We start from the raw sequence: 17416 nt of genomic DNA on the forward strand, positions 1-17416 counted from the left end.
CCTCCTCAGCTCTCCGGACTCTGCAGGCGGGCGAGGATCTCCGGACCGAGGTCGGTCACATCGCCGGCGCCCATGGTGAGAACAAGGTCACCGGGCTTGGCCATTCCGGCGATCAGCTCGGGGATCGCGGCCCGGTCGTGTTCGGCGGTCACATCCGCCCCGCGGCGCGCGGCGGCGTCGATGACCAGAGCACTGGTGATCCCGGGGACCGGGTCCTCGCGGGCGGGGTAGATGTCGAGGACGACGGAGGCGTCGGCGAGCGCGAGCGCGTCGCCCATCTCGGTGCCCAGCTCCTGCGTACGGCTGAAGAGGTGCGGCTGGAAGACCACCAGGACCCGGCCCTCCCCGGCGCCACCGCGGATCGCCTCCAGGTCGGCGGCGATCTCGGTGGGGTGGTGCGCGTAGGAGTCGATGACCTGCACCCCGGCCGCGGTGCCCTTGAGCTGGAGGCGGCGCTTGACGCCCGTGTACGAGCCGAGGGCGGGGGCGAGCTCGCGGGCGGGGACGCCGATGGCGGCGCCCGCGGTGAGGGCGGCGACGGCGTTGTGCGCGTAGTGGCGGCCCGGGACGGAGACGGTGAAGACGATCTCCTCACCCCCCAGGGATTCCGCGAGCCGCACGGTGACCTCGCTGGTCAGCCCGTGCGGGACGACGGCCCGCACGCGCACGTCCGCGCTCTCGTCGTCGCCGTAGGTGAGCACGCGCAGCCCCTCGCGGCCCTTGACCCGGTCGGTCAGCTCACGGGCTCCGGCGTGGTCGGCGGAGACGACGAGCGTGCCGCCCGGCCGGATCCGGCCCACGAAGGTCTCGAACGACTCGTAGATCTCGTCCATCGAGGCGTAGTTGGCGTGGTGGTCGAGCTCCACATTGAGGACGATGGCGACCTCGGGCGCGTACTTGTGGAAGCTGCGGTCGCTCTCGTCGGCCTCCGCGACGAAGATCTCGCCGGTCCCGTGGTGGGCGCTGGAGCCGGGCGCGTCCAGATCGCCGCCGATGACGTACGTCGGGTCGAGGCCCAGGGTGCCGAGGGAGACGGCGAGCATCGAGGTCGTGGTCGTCTTGCCGTGGGTGCCCGCGACGGCGATCGGGCGGGCGCCGTCCATCAGCGCGGCGAGCGCGTCGGAGCGGTGCACGACCGGGATGCCGCGCTCGATCGCCGTGACCAGTTCGAGGTTGTCGGCGCGGATGGCGCTGGAGACGACGACGCTGCTGGCGTCGGCGGCGAGGTGCTCGGCGGCGTGGCCGATGTGCACGGTCGCGCCGAGCGCGCGCAGCGCCTCGACGATCGGGGAGTCCTTGGTGTCACTGCCCGCCACCCGCGCGCCGCGCATGGCGAGGACCTTCGCGACGCCCGACATCCCGGCGCCGCCGATGCCGATGAAGTGCGGTCGATCCAGCGCGTCGGAGGCAGTGCCGGCCGGTGCCATGTACGGGTCTCCCCTGGTTCGCGGTTCTCTCGGTGTCGGCCCGATTCTCGCACCCCCTACGGCCCGGCCGGGCCGGGCCCCGTACGGCCCGGGTCAGCCGGCCGTGGGGGTCTGGTCCTCGTCCTCCGCGTGCGAGAAGAGCTTGAGCACCGGGACCCCCACCTTGTGGCGCGCCTGGGAAGCCCAGTCCCGGTGGAAGAACTCCTCCACGAAGTGCGGCGCGGTGAGCACGATCACCTCGTCGGCACGGGTCTCCTCGACGACACCGCGCAGCACCTCCAGCGGCTGGCGCTGGACGACCTGGCCCCGGGCCTCGCTTCCGGCCGCCCGCAGGGCTGCCACCGAGTGGTTCAGGGCACGCTCGGCGGGCTCCAGCGCCTCCTTGCCCGCCGGCTCCTCGCCCTCCTGGGCGGCCTGCTCCAGCTCGCCGAGCGCGATGTCGTCGATCGCGCGCAGCAGCCGGTCCTTGCTGCCCCGGGGCTGCATCAGCACGACGAAGGAGACCGGATCGTCGCCGTGCAGGGTGGTGACGAAGTCCACGTCGGCAGGGGTCAGGGGCTTCTCGATCATCAAAACGCTCGTGAACACGGCGGGCGCCCTTCTCCTTTACAGTGACAATCCGTTTACAGCGAAAATCCGTTTATGACAAATTATTGGTAAATCCGACGGTAGCGGGTGAAAAGGAAGCCGGCTTCCTCCAGTACGGAAGCGAGAGCGAACCGCTCCGGTTCCATCAGCGCGGGCCCGTTCACGATCCGCGCCGCATCGCCCGCGGCGATCAGCGGAGCCAGCGACAGACACAGCTCGTCCAGTACCCCGGCCGCCGTGAACTGCCCCAGCAGCTTGGGCCCGCCCTCCGTCAGCAGCCGGGTGTAGCCGCGCTCGGCAAGGGCCGTCACGATGGGGGCCGCGTCCACCCGCCCCGAGCCCCGCACGCCGGTCAGCACCACCTCGGCGCCCGCCTTACGGGCCGCGTCGACACGGTCCGCCGGGGCCCGTCCGCCCGTGATGACGAGCGTCGGCACGAGGGGCTCGGTGAACAGCGGAAGCGAGAAGTCCAGGTCCAGGCTCGCGCTGATCACGGCGATCGCGGGCACCGGGGGCTGGCCGAGCGCCGCCCGGCGCTCCGCGAACGCCTCGCGCGCACGCGCCGGGCGGTAACCCTCCCGGCGCACGGTCTCGGCGCCCACCACCACGGCGTCGGCGAGACCACGCAGCACCCCGAAGATCCGCATGTCGGTGGCGGACGACAGCGGCTGCGAACGGCCGTCGTGATGGGCGGCCCCGTCCAGCGAGGACACCATGTTGGCCCGCAGAAAGGCGCCGTGCGGCCCCTGTGGCCGCTCGGGGTAGGCATACGCGTCGGCCAGCTCGTCGAGCCCCCATTCGCGATCTTCGGTGGACGGTTCGGCGGACAACGGGAACAGGCGTCGCATACGCGGCAGTGTGACATGCCTCCCTCCCGGACGGTCCTCCATGGAAAAGCGACTACCCTGGACATCCGTGTCTGCACCAACTACCACTACCGGCTCGGCAGGCTCGACAGCCGCCGAAGCCCCCGTCGCCCTCACCACCCGCGCGCCGCAGGTCCCCGCGGAGCGCCTGGTGGCCGAGATGGTGCCGCCGCCCCGCTTCGCCACGGTGAGCTTCGACAACTACATCCCGGACCGTGACCAGCCCAGCCAGGCCGAGGCCGTCGAGGCGCTGCGCGCCTTCGCCGCCCGGCTCGGCGGCGGTGCGGGTGAGAAGGGCGGCCGGCGCAGACACTGGTTCCGCCGGGAGGCCAAGCCCGCGGCCCCGAGCGGCCCGCGCGGCATGTACCTCGACGGCGGCTACGGCGTCGGCAAGACCCACCTCCTGGCCTCCCTGTGGCATGCCACCCCGGCCGCCCCCGAGCAGAAGGCGTTCGGCACCTTCGTCGAGCTGACGAACCTCGTCGGCGCGCTGGGCTTCCAGCAGACCGTGCGGACCCTGAGCGGCCACCGGCTGCTGTGCATCGACGAGTTCGAGCTCGACGACCCGGGCGACACCGTGCTGGTCTCCACGCTCCTCGGCAAGCTGGTCGAGGCGGGCGTGGCGCTCGCCGCGACGTCCAACACCCTCCCCGGCAAGCTCGGTGAGGGCCGCTTCGCCGCGGCCGACTTCCTGCGTGAGATCCAGGGGCTCTCGTCGCGCTTCCGGACGCTGCGCATCGACGGCGAGGACTACCGCCACCGCGGTCTGCCCGAGGCCCCGGCCCCGCTGTCCGACGACGCGGTCACCCGCGCGGCGCACGGGGCGCCCGGCGCCTCGCTGGATGACTTCCCCTCCCTGCTGGACCATCTGTCCCGGGTGCACCCGAGCCGCTACGGCGCGATGTGCGACGGCCTCCAGGCGGTGTGTCTGACCGGCGTCGGTCCGGTGCCCGACCAGTCGACCGCGCTGCGTCTGGTGGTGCTGGCGGACCGGCTCTACGACCGTGAGGTGCCGGTGCTGGCCTCCGGGGTGCCGTTCGACCAGCTGTTCAGCGAGGAGATGCTGAACGGCGGCTACCGGAAGAAGTACTTCCGGGCCATCTCCCGGCTCACGGCGCTCGCGCGGGACGCGAAGAGGCTGGCCGACGCGTAGGCCCTGTCCGGGCGCGTCATCGATCAGATGGTTCCCGCGGGCCCGCACGCGTGATACACACGTGCGGTCATATTTCCTGTCCGCCAGCAGGGAGTTACCGCATGTCAGCGACACGACGTCAGGTTCTGGGCCGCAGCGGTGCGCTGGGCGCCTCGATCGCCTTCACCGGCAGTATCCCCGAACTCTTCGCCGGTACGGCCTCGGCCGCCGAACCGAACCCGCAGACCACCCGCGACGGCGGCTACGGCCCGCTCGTCCCGGACCCCGAAGGGCTGCTCGACCTCCCCGAGGGGTTCCGCTACCGGGTGCTCTCCCGCGAGGGCGATGAACTGCGCTCCGGCGAGGGCAAGGTCCCCAGCCACTGTGACGGCATGGCCGCCTTCCCGGGCCGGTCGAGCGGCAGCCGCCGCCGTACGCATCTGGTCCGCAACCACGAGAACCGCGCGAACGCGCCGATCCGCGTGCCCGCCGTCAAGGGCCTCACCTACGACCCGATGGGCATGGGCGGCTGTACCGCCCTGGAGCTCGACTCCCGTGACTCCGTCCTGTCCGAGCGTGTCGCCATCGCGGGCACCGCCGTCAACTGCGCGGGTGGCCCCACCCCCTGGCATACGTGGTTGACCTGTGAGGAGACCGAGGACAAGGCCGGTACGAACGGCTACACCAAGGACCACGGCTTCATCTTCGAGGTCGATCCGTACGATCCACGCCGCACCGGCGCCGTACCGCTCACCGCCATGGGCCGCTTCCAGCACGAGGCCATCGCGATCGATCCGCGCAACGGGGTCGTCTACGAGACCGAGGACGCCTTCGAGAAGCCCTTCGGACTCTTCTACCGGTTTCTGCCGAAGAAGCCGCTCGGCGGCATCGGCTCACTGCGCGCGGGCGGCGAGCTGCAGGCGCTGCGCGTACCGGGGGTGCCCGATCTGTCCACCGTGCGGGAGCCGGGCGTCTCCTTCGACCACATCGCATGGGTGCCGGTCCCCGATCCGCTCGCCGGACAGACGCCGGTCCGGTTCCAGGACTTCGGCCCCGGAGGCATCACCCACGCACAGAAGCTGGAGGGCTGCTACTGGGGCGGTTCGTCCGTCTACTTCGTCTCCAGCTTCGCCAAGAGCGCGGACGGCTCGGCGGCCGACCACTTCGGCCAGATCTGGCGCTACGACCCCGACCGGCGCCGGCTCACCCTGGTGATCGTCTTCGGCCCGAGCACGGATGTCCAACTGCCCGGCGAGTCCCCGGACAACATCACGCTGGCGCCCGGCGGCGGCCTCATGGTGTGCGAGGACGGCAACGGCGCCCAGCACGTCTACGGGCTCACCCGGCGCGGCGAGGTCTATCCGATGGCGCGCAATCGGCAGGCTCTGACATCAGCCGCTACCGCGGCGGGTGGCACCCCGCAGGAGCCCGAATGGGGCGAGTTCGCGGGCGTCACCTTCGCGCCGGACCGCCGCACGATGTATGTGAACTGCTACACCCCGGGGACGACCTTCGCGGTGACCGGGCCCTGGCGGCATTAGCCGCCTGGCGGGCCGGTGGCTAGCCCGAGCAGGCCGTGCGCTGTGCCTCCTGCCACTCGCAGACGGGGCACAGCGTCACGCCGGGGCGCGAGGCGGGGTATTCGGTGGGCTCGCCGCACCGCACGCAGTCGGCGTACGGCGGGCCCGCCGAGGCGGGTCCCGGCGCCTCGGGCCGCTCATCCTCGCAGTAGCCGGTCGTACGGTCCGTACTACGGTCGTCCATGGCTCCGACCCTACGCCGGTCCGCGCAGGTCAGGACCGGCGCGAGCTGAGCGCGCAGGCCGGCCCGGTCGCCCCGGCGGCGAGCGCGCCGGTCACGGCGAGGGGCAGCAGGGGCAGCAGCATCGTCACGGTTTGCCGCTGCGCGAACCCAGGCCGTAGCGGCGCCCGACTCCCCGTCGTCTCATGCCGGTTGAGCAAAGGCAATCGGCCGGTCGGCAGCCGCTCGGCCCTGCCGCCCGCCGGCCCGCCCGGCGCGGGGAGCCGTCCTGGCACACTGGGCTGGTGACCAGCCCCGAAGCCCTTCCCGAGGCCGGCCCCGAGGCCGGCATCCGCAGCAGCCCGTTCCGCCGCTCGGAGACCGACCGGGACGCCGCGCCGCAGTTCGTCCTGCCCCTGGTGGTACGGATCGAGAAGGCCGCGCCCCCGGCCCGTACGGACGCCCTGGAGACGGCGGCGCGCGCGGTGCTCGTGCTGCTCTCGGACGAGCGGGCGACGGCGGAGGACGGCGCGTGGGCCGAGGCCGTACGGGACTGGCAGGACGCCCGGATCCGCAAGGTCGTCCGGCGGGCGCGCGGCGCGGAGTGGCGGCGCGCGCAGGGGCTGCCGGGCATCACGCTCACGGGCGGCCGGGCGGCCTCCGGCGACGGTCCCCCGGCGGCCGAGGTACGGGTGTTTCCGCCGGTGCCGCTCGACGGCTGGCCCAAGGAGCTGGCCAGGCTCCAGGTCTCCGGCACCGATCTGGACGATCCCGAGCCGCCGCCGGCCCCGGACCTCGCCGGGCCGGCGCTGTGGCTGAACCCGCGGATCGACATGTCGGCGGGCAAGGCGATGGCCCAGGCCGGACACGGTGCGCAGCTGGCCTGGTGGGAGCTGGACGACGCCGCGCGGGCCGCGTGGCGCGCGGCCGGGTTCCCGCTGGCAGTACGTACGGCGTCGGCCGAGCGGTGGCGCGAGCTCACGGCGAGCGGGCTGCCGGTGGTGCGGGACGCGGGCTTCACGGAGATCGCGCCGGGGTCCTGCACGGTGGTGGCGGACCACCCGGCGCTGCGGCGGCTCCAGAGCTCTGGAGCCTGGCCGCCGCAGCCCCCGGGTCTGCTTTCGCCCGGACCGGACGGGACCTAGCGGCGCCTGCGGCGGATCGCCCGGGTGAGGACCGGCGGGAGGACATCGGCGGCGATGCTCCGGACCGTGACCGGGCGGCGTGCCGCGGGCACCGGCGCGGTGGCCGCGGGGCGCGGCCCGGGGGCCGGGGCGACGGACTCGCGCGGCTCATGGGCGTAGCGGGACTTCGGCGCGGCCGGGTTCGCGGGCTTTCCCGAGAACCGCAGCACCCGGTGGCCCGCGATCTCCTGCACGCTGGTGTGCATTCCCTTGCGCCACTCCTCGTCCGCGAGCAGCTCGTCCTGGAGCGGCTCGGGGTTGTCCCAGGTGCCGTAGAGCTTCTGGGTGGAGAGGCAGACGGGCCGCAGTCCGCGCGTGAACACCGCCTCCCAGGCCGCGGCGGCCACGCCCGGGGTGTGCTCGGAGCGGAAGTCGTCGAGCACGACGAGACCGCCCGGCACCAGCGCGGTGCGTGCGGTGCCGATGTCGCCCGCCACGTGCTCGTACAGATGCGAGGCGTCGACGTGGATGAACCGGCAGGTGTCCGCGTCGACGTGCTCGGGCACCACGGAGGTCGGCGCCTGGATGACATGGGGCAGTTCGTCGTAGAACGCCAGATAGTTCTGCTCGAAGGCGGTGCGGGTCAGGGTGGAGTACGACTTGCGGGCCTCCGCCGCGTTCTTCTCGTCGGGCGCGTCCGCGTCGAAGAGGTCGCAGACCGTGAAAGTTTCGTCCGACCGCAGATAGGCGGCGGTGAAGATGGCGCTCTTGCCCATGTAGGCGCCCATCTCAAGGAGGTCTCCGCGCTGGCCGAGGCGCTCCTGGCGCATCAGAAAGCGATCGAACAGCACTTGGTCAAGGCTGGGGAACCACCCCTTGACGTCATTCAGACTGCGGGGACGCTGGGCCGCGGGGGCGGTGGTGGCCGTCATGGTGCTCTCTGTTCTTCGGTGGCGGTCGGGGAAGACGTGTCCGGAGAGACGTGAACGCGCGCCACGGTGGCAGCGAAAGGCAACATCGGATGGTCCCCGTTGTGTCCTTTGTGTGACCGAGATCGATACGGACAGGGTGGCCATAGCGACACTAATAGGGACGTACTGTCACACCGGATGGCCGGAAACAGCGGCTCCGCACCGGCCGCCGGGAAGCCTTACGGACCTGTGACGGCGCGGCGCGCTCGCCGGTCCCGCGGCCCACTGGCGCCTAACGTCGCCCCATGCGCGTACTGGTCACCGGAGGCGCGGGCTTCATCGGCTCGCATGTCGTCACCGCTCTCACCGCCCGCGGCCATGAGCCGGTCGTTCTCGACGCCCTGCTCCCCGCCGCCCACCCGGCCCCGCCGCCGCTGCCGCCGTCCGCCGACGCCGAGTGGATCCACGCCGATGTGCGGGACCGCTCGGCGGTGGAGTCCGCGCTGCGCGGTGTGGACGCCGTATGCCATCAGGCCGCGATGGTCGGCCTCGGCAAGGACTTCGCGGACGCACCGGACTACGTCGGCTGCAATGACCTGGGCACCGCCGTACTCCTGGCGGCGATGGCGGAGCGCGGGGTGCGCGCGCTGGTGCTGGCCGGGTCGATGGTCGTCTACGGCGAGGGCCGCTACGACTGCCCCCGGCACGGCTGGGTGCGGCCCGGCCCGCGCGCGGAGGCCGACCTGGCCGCCGGGCGGTTCGAACCCGTCTGCCCGGAGTGCGCGACCCCGCTGCGGCCGGGTCTGGTCGACGAGGACGCCCCGGCCGATCCGCGCAATGTGTACGCGACCACGAAGCTCGCACAGGAACATCTGGCGGCGGCCTGGGCGCGGTCGGTGGACGGCCGCGCGGTCTCGCTGCGCTACCACAACGTCTACGGTCCGGGGATGCCGCGCGACACCCCTTACGCGGGCGTCGCCTCGTTCTTCCGCTCGGCCCTCGCCCGCGGCGAGGCCCCCACCGTCTTCGAGGACGGCGGCCAGCGCCGGGACTTCATCCAGGTACGGGATGTGGCCGCGGCCAATGTCGCCGCCCTGGAGGCCGGACGGGAGGCGGTGGCGGCGGGCGCGCTGCACGCGTACAACACCGGCAGCGACGACCCCCATACGGTGGGCGAGATGGCCGAGGCGCTGGCCGCGGCCCATGGCGGTCCGGCCCCGGTGGTGACGGGCGCCTACCGGCTGGGTGACGTCCGCCATATCACCGCCTCGTCGCGACGCATGCACGAGCGCCTGGGCTGGCGTGCGGCGGTCCCGTTCGCGGAGGGGATGACCGAGTTCGCACGCGCCTCCCAGCGCGCGGGAGCCCTGGACCCGGCCGAACCCGGCTGAGCCCGGCCCGGGGCGGGCTACCGCCGCTTACCGCCCCACCGCGGGGAGCGTGACCTCGAAGCGGCAGCCGCCGTCCACGTTCCGTACCGCCGCGCGGCCGTCGTGGGCCTCGACGATGCCGCGGACGATGGCGAGGCCCAGGCCCGCGCCCGCCGGGGGTGTGCGGGCATGGCTGCCGCGCCAGCCGGTGTCGAAGACGCGCGGAAGGTCCTCCTCCGGTATCCCGCCGCAGCCGTCCGTGACGGACAGCACGACGGTGTCCGCCTCCCGCCGCGCGGCGACCGCCACCGTGCCGTCCGCCGGGGTGCGGCGGATGGCGTTGATGAGGAGGTTGCCGAGGACGCGGGTCATCTCCTTGCCGTCGACCTCGACGGGAACGGGGTCGACCCGGTCGCCGATCAGCTGGACGCCCAGCTCACGGGCGAGCGGATCGGCGCCCGCGAGGGCATCGCCGACAAGATCGTAGACGGAGATCCGGGTGGGGGCGAGGGACAGCGCCCCGGCGTGGATACGGGAGAGCTCGAAGAGATCGCCGACCATTGTGTTCAGCCGGTCCACCTCGGTACGGATCTGGCGGAAGTAGCGCTCCGGGTCCGGGGCCACGCCGTCCTCCAGCGCCTCGGACATCGCCCGCAGCCCGGCCAGCGGCGTGCGCAGATCGTGCGAGATCCAGGCGACGAGCTCGCGGCGGGAGGACTCCAGGGCCCGTTCGCGCTCACGCGACGCGCCGAGCTTGGCGCTGGTGGCGGCCAGCTCGCGGCCGAGCGCGGCGAGCTCGGCGGTGGCCTCGCCGTCGGGGGCGGCGAAGCTGCCGCCGTCGCCGAAGGAGCGGGCGGCGAGGGTCAGCGCCTTGCTGCGCGCCACCACCCAGCGGCCCAGCAGCAGCGCGGTGGCCAGGGACACCACGGCGGCCATGGCGCAGACGGTGGTGACGACCGTGAGGTCGTGCGGGGACAGGAACATCGCCCAGGCGACGGCCAGCGTCCCGGCGAGCATGGCCGTCACCGCCACGGCCGCGACGACGGTCAGGGACACGGCGACCGAACGGCCCCGCAGCAGCCGCAGCGCGAACGCGCCGAGCAGCCCTGCGGCCGCCGCGCCGAGGAAGGCGAACAGGCCCATCAGAAGGACGTCATGCATCGGCGGTCAGCCCTCGGCCCCGGGCGGGGCGTCGAAGCGGTAGCCGACGCCCCAGACGGTCTGGATGAGACGGGGCGCGGCGGGATCGTCCTCGATCTTTCCGCGCAGCCGGCGCACATGGACCGTGACGGTGGACAGATCGCCGAAGTCCCAGCCCCATACGTCGCGCATCAGCTCCTCGCGGGTGCAGGCCACGCCGGGGTGGCGCAGCAGAAAGGCCAGCAGGTCGAACTCGCGCAGGGTCAGGGCGAGTTCCCGGCCGTTCCGGGTGGCGCGGCGGGCCGACGGGTCGAGGGTGATCCCGGCGCGGCGGAGCACGGCGCCGGTGCCATCGCCGGGGGCGGTGCCGGATCCGGCAGCGGGGTCCCGGGCGGACATACCGGCGGCGGCGCGCGGACCGGTACGGCCGCGGCGCAGCACCGACTCGACGCGCAACACCAGCTCCCGGGGGCTGAACGGCTTGGTCACATAGTCGTCAGCGCCGATCTCCAGGCCGAGGATCCGGTCGTCCTCGTCGCCCCGCGCGGTGAGCATAATGACCGGCACCGGCCCCCGGCCGCGCAGCGTGCGGCACACCTCCAGCCCGTCCATACCGGGCAGCATGAGGTCGAGGACGACCAGGTCGGGCCAGCGGGCGGCGGCGCGGGCGAGCGCTCCGGGGCCGTCGGCGGCCCGGTCGACGTCGTAGCCGGCGCGGTCGAGGTATCCGGCGACGACCTCGGCGACGGTCGGGTCGTCGTCCACGACGAGAACGCGGCCGGGAGGTGGGGTCTGCTCCATGCCCTACAGCGTGGCACCAGGCCGGGCGGGCGACCCGGCCAGGAGCGGTCGCCCGGGGCGACGTCCGTGTTTCGTAAGAACCTGAAGTCCGAAATATGGCTTTCCGCTTCGTACTGTGGTCCGCGTGACAGACTCGATCACTCCTCGTGCGGACGTCGTCCTCCCGTGTCTTGACGAGGCCGCCGCCCTGCCCTGGGTGCTGGAACGCATCCCCGACGGCTGGCGCGCCATCGTCGTCGACAACGGCTCCACGGATGGCTCGGCCACGGTCGCCCGCGCCCATGGCGCCACCGTGGTGCACGAGCCCCGCCGTGGCTTCGGTGCTGCCTGCCACGCCGGACTGCTCGCCGCCGACGCCGACGTCGTCTGCTTCTGCGACTGCGATGCCTCGCTCGACCCCGGGCTGCTGCCCGGCTTCGTACGGAGCGTCGAGGAGGGCGGCGCCGACCTGGTGCTAGGGCGCCGTCGGCCCCAGGAGCGGGGCGCCTGGCCGCTGCACGCCCGGCTCGGCAATATCGCCCTCGCCCGGATGCTGCGCCGCCGCACCGGCCTCGCCCTGCACGACCTCGGCCCGCTACGGGCCGCACGGCGCGCCCCCCTGCTCGGTCTGGACCTCACCGACCGCCGCAGCGGCTACCCGCTGGAGATGGTCGTGCGGGCCGCCGACGCGGGGTGGCGGATCGAGGAACGGGATGTGCCGTACCGGCCGCGCACCGGCACGTCGAAGGTCACCGGCACCTGGCGAGGCACCTGGCACGCGGTCCGCGACATGCGCACGGTCCTGCGCGAGCCGGCCACGACCACCGCCGCGAACTCCCGTACGAGGGCGGCCCGGTGACCCCCGGGCCCCACCCCGACGGCGAGACCACCGTGCTCGTTATCGCCAAGGAGCCGGTGGCCGGGCGGGTGAAGACTCGGCTCACTCCCCCGTACACCCCGGCGGACGCCGCCTCGCTCGCCGAGGCCGCCCTTGCCGACACGCTGCACGCCGTGCTCCGCATGCCCGCCCGCCGCAGAGTGCTGGCGCTCGACGGGGGCACCGGACCGTGGCTGCCGTCGGGCATCGAGGTCGTGGCGCAGTGCGACGGCGGGCTCGACGAGCGGCTGGCCGCGGCCTTCGCCGGATGCCAGGGCCCCACGCTGCTGATCGGTATGGACACCCCCCAGATCACCCCCGGCCTGCTCGCCCCCGCGCTGGGCCCGGACGGCTGGCGCGACTGCGACGCCTGGTTCGGCCCGGCCGCCGACGGCGGATTCTGGGCGCTGGGCCTGGCCCAACCGGATCCATGGCTCCTGCGCGGAGTTCCGATGTCCACCGCCACCACCGGTGCCGCACAGCGCCGCCGGCTCACGGACGCGGGGCTACGGGTGCGCGATCTGCCCGTGCTGCGCGACATCGACACCGCGGACGACGCCGGCCACGTGGCGGCCGCCGCCCCGGGCGGGCGGTTCGCCCTCACCCTCGCCCGGCTGTCCCCGGCCACCGCCCGATGAGCACCGTCGAGTCGGTACGGGAGCGGGCGAACGGCCCTGGCAAGGCCGCGTCCTGGCGCGCCGACCCCTATACCCGGGCGCTGCGCGCCGGGCGCGGACCGCTGTTCCTGCGGCGCGCCGACGGCTGGATGCTGCCGCTGGAGGTCGAGCGCTGGTGCGCGGACGCCGACGCGGCCGACCGGACCGTGCTGCGACGATGCCGGGGGCCGATACTCGACATCGGCTGTGGCCCCGGGCGGCTGGTGGCCGCGCTGGCCCTGCTCGGCCGCCCCTGCCTCGGCATCGATGTGAGCCGGGCGGCGGTCGCCCGCACGGCCGGCGCGGGCGGACCGGCCCTGTGCCGCTCGGTCTTCGAACCGCTGCCCGATGAGGGGCGCTGGGGCACGGCGCTGCTGATCGACGGCAACATCGGCATCGGCGGCGATCCGCAGGCCCTGCTGACGCGGGTCGGACGGGTCGTCACCCTGGGCGGGCTGCTGCTCGTGGAGGTGGCGCCGGCCGATGTCGACGAACGCGTGCAGGTCCGGGTGGACGACGGGCGCGGCGATGTGGGCACGGCCTTCCCCTGGGCCCGGGTGGGCGCCCCGGCGCTGCTGCGCCACGCGCGGGCGGCGGGCTGGACCGCCGTCGAGCGCTGGACCGCGCTCGGCCGTGGCTTCACAGCCCTCCAGCGCACGACGCCCCGGCCCCGGCCCGCCGGGGAGAACTGAGCCATGGGCGCCCAGCTGTCCCGGCTGCGCGGCCGCCACCGCGGCGGTCAGGGCCGACCGGGCCGTCCGGGCCCGATGGGCGAACCAGGGGAACCGTGCGAGCCGGGTGAAGCAGACCCCGCAGGAGGCGCCTCAGGAGGCGTACGAGGCCCGGAGGGCGCACGACGCCCCGGCCCCGGCCCGCCGGGGAGAACTGAGCCATGGGCGCCCAGCTGCCGGGCTGCGCGGCCGCCGCCGCGGCGGTCAGGGCCGACCGGGCCGTCCGGGCCCGGTGGGCGAACCAGGGGAACCGTGCGAGCCGGGTGAAGCAGGCCCCGCAGGAGGCGCCTCAGGAGGCCCGGAGGGCGCAGGCCGCACGACGCCCCGGCCCCGGCCCGCCGGGGAGAGCTGAGCCATGGGCGCCCAGCTGCCAGGCTGCGCGGTCGCCACCGCGGCGGTCAGGGCGGCCGGGCCGTCCGGGCCCAGTGGGCGAACCGGGAGAGCCGTGCGAGCCGGGTGAAACAGGCCCCGCAGGAGGCGCCTCAGGAGTACGCCCCGGCCCCGGCCCGCCGGGGAGAGCTGAGCCATGGGCGCCCGGCTGTCCCGGCTGCGCGGTCGCCGCCGCGGCGGTCAGGGCCGGCCGGGCCGTCCGGGCCCGGTGGGCGAACCGGGAGAGCCGTGCGAGCCGGGTGAAGCAGGCCCCGCAGGAGGCGCCTCAGGAGGCCCGGAGGGCGCAGGCCGCACCGGCGGTGTATCCGGCTTCGCCGGACGGCCGCCACGCCCCCGCCACAGACGGATCGCCAGCCACAGCGCGGACACCGCGAAGACTCCGGCGGTGATCAGCAGCCAGCGCGGCCAGAAGACATCGGCGCTCAGCCCCGTCGACTGCTCATAGCGCCGCTCCTGCTGCCCCAGAATCAACGGGAACCACACCAGCATCAGCAGCCCCGAGACAAACGCGGGCACCCGCACATGGTTGATCCACGAGGCCGGCGCGGGGAGCGCCCCCCGCAGGGCCCGGTCCGCGAGTGTGTACAGCGGCAGCAGCACCAGATCGTGGAGAACGGCCGCGCCGACGAACCAGATCACGATCCCGAGCCAGTCGCCGCTCAGCAGCCTGATTCCGGCGTACGCGGTCAGCGCGAAGGAGGACAGCAACAACAGCAGTCGCAGCGGCGAGTCCCCGTCATGCCGTCGGAGCCCCTTCACACCGTCTCCCCGAAGTTGAGCCGCCCGACCCACTTGGTGTTGTGCACCCCCGGGGCGCCCGGCACGATGATCCGCGCCGGGTAGCCGTGGTCCGGCGACAGATCCGCGCCGTTGACTTTCAGGGCGAGCAGGGAGCGCGGATCGCCGACCTGGTAGTCGCCCAGCACGACCGTCCGGAAGGACCCGTGCCGCTGGAGGGATTCCACGAACACCCCCGGCGGCCGGCCGGCGTATCCGACGAGCCCCGCGAGATCGGCCAGCCGCACCCCCTCCCACCGCTGGTCGGTCGTGGACCACCCCTCCACACAGGCGATGGGCAGCGCCGCGCCGTGCTGCGGCAGCCGTAGCACCTGCGCCCTCGTCAGAACGGCCTCACGGCCCGCCGCGCCCCGCACCACCAGCCGCCAGTCGGGCCCCATATCGCGGGCGCGGATGCCGACGCCCGCCGCGGTCTTGTTGATCTGGAAGCCATTCGGCCCCCGGCCCGGGTCACGGCCGTGCGGGGCGAGCAGGGCGCCGCGCCGCAACGGTCCGCCGATGCTCTGACCTACCGTCACCACCAGCAGTGCGAAGGAGCCGAGGCCGACCATTCCGAGCGCGCCCCGCCGCGACATGGTCGGCGCGGCCGGCCGCGGACTGACCAGTCCGGTCTCGTCGGGCGGCTCCGGCCGGGTGCGGGACACCGGAGTACGCAGCTCCGCCCGCGGCTCGCGGCTGCGCAACGCCCGCACCATACGGGAGAAGCGGAGCGCCACATGGACGACGAAGGCGGCCATGAAGATCCATGCCCCGTAGAAGTGCAGCGGGTAGAAGGACCCGGGGAAGATGTAGTCCAGCTGGATGTTGAGCACTCCGGTCGCGAACTCGAACAGCCCGCCGCCGACCAGCGCCAGCAGCGAGAGCCGCTCCAGACCGTGTCCGAGGGACCGCACCGGCGGCCGCTCGAAGAGCTTGGGGACGACGGACCACAGCTTCGCCAGGAGGACGGGGATGAGCACCACCCCGAGCGTGACGTGCACCCCTTGGGTGACGCGGTAGAGCCACGAGGGATGGGTCGGCCAGGAGAAGAGGTAGAAGCCGAGCAGCCCCTTGTCCGGCGTCTCGTCGTTGACCGGGGACAGCTCGGGGTTGTAGGCGGCGTACGACAGCAGACCGGTCACGAACAGCACGACGATGCCGAAGAGCAGGACCAGACCGAAGACGGAGGTCAGCCAGGGGCCGCGCAGGGGGCTGCGCCAGGGGGTGCGGTGCTCGCGGCCGTCGTCGTCACCGTCGTCACGGAGGGTACGGGGGCTGTGGCTCATGGCAAGACGGTAGGGCCGTCCCGCCCCGTTCCGGCGCGTTGGACTCATGACGAAACGCTGACGTCAGCCCGGCCGTGGCGGCCGGCGCGCCAGGATCTGACGGTTCGATGACAAGGTGCGGCGCAGCGGCCGGCGCGCGGCGCCCGCACCATAGCGTGACGTCGTGAAGCTCCCTCTCCGCATCGACAGCGACGCCCGTACTACTGGTGACGACGGCCGCGCCGGCCGCCGCCGGGATGTGCTCGCCGCGGCTGCCGCCGCCGTGCTCTTCGCCGTCGCGGCCGCCGTCGGCACTCTGATCCAGCGGACCGATCACACGCTGTATGTCGACTGGCCGCCGCTGCACGCCTCCTGGCACCCCCATGTGGGCCCCGGTACGCCCGCCGCCCTGGCCCTGGCCTGGGCCGTCGTCGTCCACGGTCCGCGGCTCGCGGCGCGGCTGCCGTGGCGTGGGCTGCTGTGGGCGAGCTGGGCGGCGGCCATGGTGTGGACGTGGTCGCTGGCGCTGGTCGACGGATGGCGCCGGGGCGTGGCGGAGCGGCTGACCGCCCGTCATGAGTATCTGCGCGGCATCGACCGGTTCGCCGACATCGGCGCGGCCCTGCGCGGCTTCACCGATCACATCCTGCTCACCCAGCCCGACTACTGGCCGGCGCATATCGCCGGCCATCCGCCGGGCGCGGTACTCACCTTCGTGGGGCTGGACCGCCTCGGGCTCGGCGGCGGCGGGTGGGCGGGAGCCTTCTGCATCACCGTCGGCAGTTCGGCCGCGGTCGCCATCCTGGTCGCGCTGCGCGCGCTGGGCGAGGAGCGGGCCGCGCGCACCGCCGCCCCCTTCCTTGTTCTCGCGCCCGCCGCCGTATGGGTGGGGGCCTCGGCGGACGGCTATTTCGCGGCCGTCTCGGCCTGGGGTCTGGCGCTGCTCGCGCTCGCGGCGACGGGTACGGTCCGGGCGCCGGGCGCCGTCGCGCTCGCCTCCGGGCTGCTGCTGGGCCTGACCGCGTATCTGTCGTACGGGCTGACGCTGCTGGCGCTGCCCGCCACGGCCGTGCTCCTGCTCGCCCGCACCGCGCGGCCGCTGCCCTTCGCGCTGGCCGGAGCGGCGGTGGTGGCAGGCGCGTTCACGCTGTGCGGCTTCCGCTGGTGGGAGGGGTACGGCCTGCTGGTGGAGCGCTACTACCAGGGCGTCGCCTCGGAGCGCCCGTACGGGTACTGGGTGTGGGCCGATCCGGCCGCCACGGCGGTGGCCGCCGGTCTGGCCTGTGTCGCGGGGGCGCGGCGCATGGTGCCGGCCGCCCCCGGGGCGCTACGGCGGCTGCGCGGAGGCAGCACGGGCACACCGGACGCGCTCGTGGTGCTGAGCTTCGCCGCGCTGCTCGCGCTCGCCGTCGCGGACCTGTCCGGTATGAGCAAGGCCGAGACGGAGCGGATCTGGCTGCCCTTCGTGGTCTGGCTGCTGCCCACCACGGCGCTGCTGCCCGCCCTTGACCTGCGCCGCTGGCTGTTGGTCCAGGCCGCGGTGGCATTTTTGGTCAATCATCTGCTGCTGACCAGTTGGTGACGGGACTCATGTGAAGAGCACGTGGTATTTCTGTGATACTGAAGGGGAAAAACGTCGGCA

General features: G+C 73.7%; 17 protein-coding genes. 8 read left to right on the plus strand and 9 right to left on the minus strand.

The window, feature by feature from the left end:
- Positions 1–5: 5 nt before the first annotated feature.
- From murC to ABZS71_RS03065, 3 genes are all read right to left on the minus strand, one after another.
- Positions 6–1427, minus strand: a complete 1422-nt coding sequence (gene murC, locus ABZS71_RS03055) for a UDP-N-acetylmuramate--L-alanine ligase (RefSeq protein ID WP_356207065.1) — start codon at positions 1425–1427, stop codon at positions 6–8.
- Between the two features lie 93 nt (positions 1428–1520).
- Positions 1521–2015, minus strand: coding sequence for an indole-3-glycerol phosphate synthase (locus tag ABZS71_RS03060; protein WP_356207068.1), 495 nt, complete (start codon positions 2013–2015; stop codon positions 1521–1523).
- Positions 2016–2077: 62 nt separating this feature from the next.
- Entirely contained in the window at positions 2078–2863 is a 786-nt protein-coding gene (locus tag ABZS71_RS03065; protein ID WP_355852314.1) for a pyrimidine reductase family protein, read from the minus strand.
- A 40-nt stretch (positions 2864–2903) separates the two neighbouring features.
- On the opposite strand from ABZS71_RS03065, the gene zapE reads away from it, so the two are divergent.
- The gene (gene zapE, locus ABZS71_RS03070; RefSeq protein WP_355852311.1) at positions 2904–4034 is read left to right on the plus strand and encodes a cell division protein ZapE; all 1131 of its coding nucleotides are present in this window, start codon (positions 2904–2906) and stop codon (positions 4032–4034) included.
- 101 nt (positions 4035–4135) lie between these two features.
- Positions 4136–5554, plus strand: coding sequence for a PhoX family protein (locus tag ABZS71_RS03075; RefSeq protein WP_356207070.1), 1419 nt, complete (start codon positions 4136–4138; stop codon positions 5552–5554).
- A 19-nt stretch (positions 5555–5573) separates the two neighbouring features.
- On the opposite strand, the gene ABZS71_RS03080 is transcribed toward ABZS71_RS03075, so the two are convergent.
- Positions 5574–5777: a hypothetical protein gene (locus ABZS71_RS03080; protein ID WP_355852305.1), complete on the minus strand. Its 204-nt coding sequence runs from the start codon at positions 5775–5777 to the stop codon at positions 5574–5576.
- 326 nt (positions 5778–6103) lie between these two features.
- Here ABZS71_RS03080 and ABZS71_RS03085 point away from each other — a divergent pair, with 326 nt between their 5' ends.
- A complete protein-coding gene (locus ABZS71_RS03085) occupies positions 6104–6898 on the plus strand; it encodes a peptidyl-tRNA hydrolase (RefSeq protein WP_356207529.1) in 795 nt (264 codons plus the stop codon).
- On the opposite strand, the gene ABZS71_RS03090 is transcribed toward ABZS71_RS03085, so the two are convergent.
- A complete protein-coding gene (locus ABZS71_RS03090) occupies positions 6895–7809 on the minus strand; it encodes a class I SAM-dependent methyltransferase (RefSeq protein ID WP_356207073.1) in 915 nt (304 codons plus the stop codon). The genes ABZS71_RS03085 and ABZS71_RS03090 overlap by 4 nt on opposite strands.
- Positions 7810–8093: 284 nt before the next feature.
- Between ABZS71_RS03090 and ABZS71_RS03095 the strand changes: the two genes are divergently transcribed.
- The gene (locus ABZS71_RS03095) at positions 8094–9179 is read left to right on the plus strand and encodes an NAD-dependent epimerase/dehydratase family protein (RefSeq protein WP_356207076.1); all 1086 of its coding nucleotides are present in this window, start codon (positions 8094–8096) and stop codon (positions 9177–9179) included.
- Between the two features lie 27 nt (positions 9180–9206).
- Here ABZS71_RS03095 and ABZS71_RS03100 read toward each other — a convergent pair whose 3' ends face one another.
- Positions 9207–10319 carry a HAMP domain-containing sensor histidine kinase gene (locus ABZS71_RS03100; RefSeq protein ID WP_355852296.1) on the minus strand — a complete coding sequence of 371 codons (1113 nt, stop codon included), beginning with the start codon at positions 10317–10319 and terminating at the stop codon, positions 9207–9209.
- Between the two features lie 6 nt (positions 10320–10325).
- A complete protein-coding gene (locus ABZS71_RS03105; protein ID WP_356207079.1) occupies positions 10326–11099 on the minus strand; it encodes a response regulator transcription factor in 774 nt (257 codons plus the stop codon).
- 115 nt (positions 11100–11214) lie between these two features.
- On the opposite strand from ABZS71_RS03105, the gene ABZS71_RS03110 reads away from it, so the two are divergent.
- Genes ABZS71_RS03110 through ABZS71_RS03120 form a run of 3 tightly spaced genes read left to right on the plus strand, consistent with a single transcriptional unit; the run spans position 11215 to position 13303 of the window.
- Positions 11215–11937, plus strand: a complete 723-nt coding sequence (locus tag ABZS71_RS03110) for a glycosyltransferase family 2 protein (RefSeq protein WP_355852291.1) — start codon at positions 11215–11217, stop codon at positions 11935–11937.
- Positions 11934–12593, plus strand: a complete 660-nt coding sequence (locus ABZS71_RS03115; protein ID WP_356207082.1) for a DUF2064 domain-containing protein — start codon at positions 11934–11936, stop codon at positions 12591–12593. The genes ABZS71_RS03110 and ABZS71_RS03115 overlap by 4 nt, the downstream gene beginning before the upstream one ends.
- On the plus strand, positions 12590–13303 hold the full coding sequence (locus ABZS71_RS03120; protein WP_356207085.1) for a class I SAM-dependent methyltransferase: 714 nt from the start codon (positions 12590–12592) through the stop codon (positions 13301–13303). The genes ABZS71_RS03115 and ABZS71_RS03120 overlap by 4 nt, the downstream gene beginning before the upstream one ends.
- 609 nt (positions 13304–13912) lie before the next feature.
- Here ABZS71_RS03120 and ABZS71_RS03125 read toward each other — a convergent pair.
- Entirely contained in the window at positions 13913–14491 is a 579-nt protein-coding gene (locus ABZS71_RS03125; RefSeq protein WP_356207088.1) for a hypothetical protein, read from the minus strand.
- Entirely contained in the window at positions 14488–15795 is a 1308-nt protein-coding gene (locus ABZS71_RS03130) for a molybdopterin-dependent oxidoreductase (RefSeq protein WP_356207091.1), read from the minus strand. The genes ABZS71_RS03125 and ABZS71_RS03130 overlap by 4 nt, the downstream gene beginning before the upstream one ends.
- A gap of 163 nt (positions 15796–15958) precedes the next feature.
- Here ABZS71_RS03130 and ABZS71_RS03135 point away from each other — a divergent pair, with 163 nt between their 5' ends.
- A complete protein-coding gene (locus ABZS71_RS03135) occupies positions 15959–17356 on the plus strand; it encodes a hypothetical protein (RefSeq protein ID WP_356207094.1) in 1398 nt (465 codons plus the stop codon).
- Positions 17357–17416: the final 60 nt, after the last annotated feature.

The sequence above is a fragment of the Streptomyces sp. NPDC005393 genome (assembly GCF_040606675.1).
In the GTDB taxonomy this organism is placed as follows: domain Bacteria; phylum Actinomycetota; class Actinomycetes; order Streptomycetales; family Streptomycetaceae; genus Streptomyces.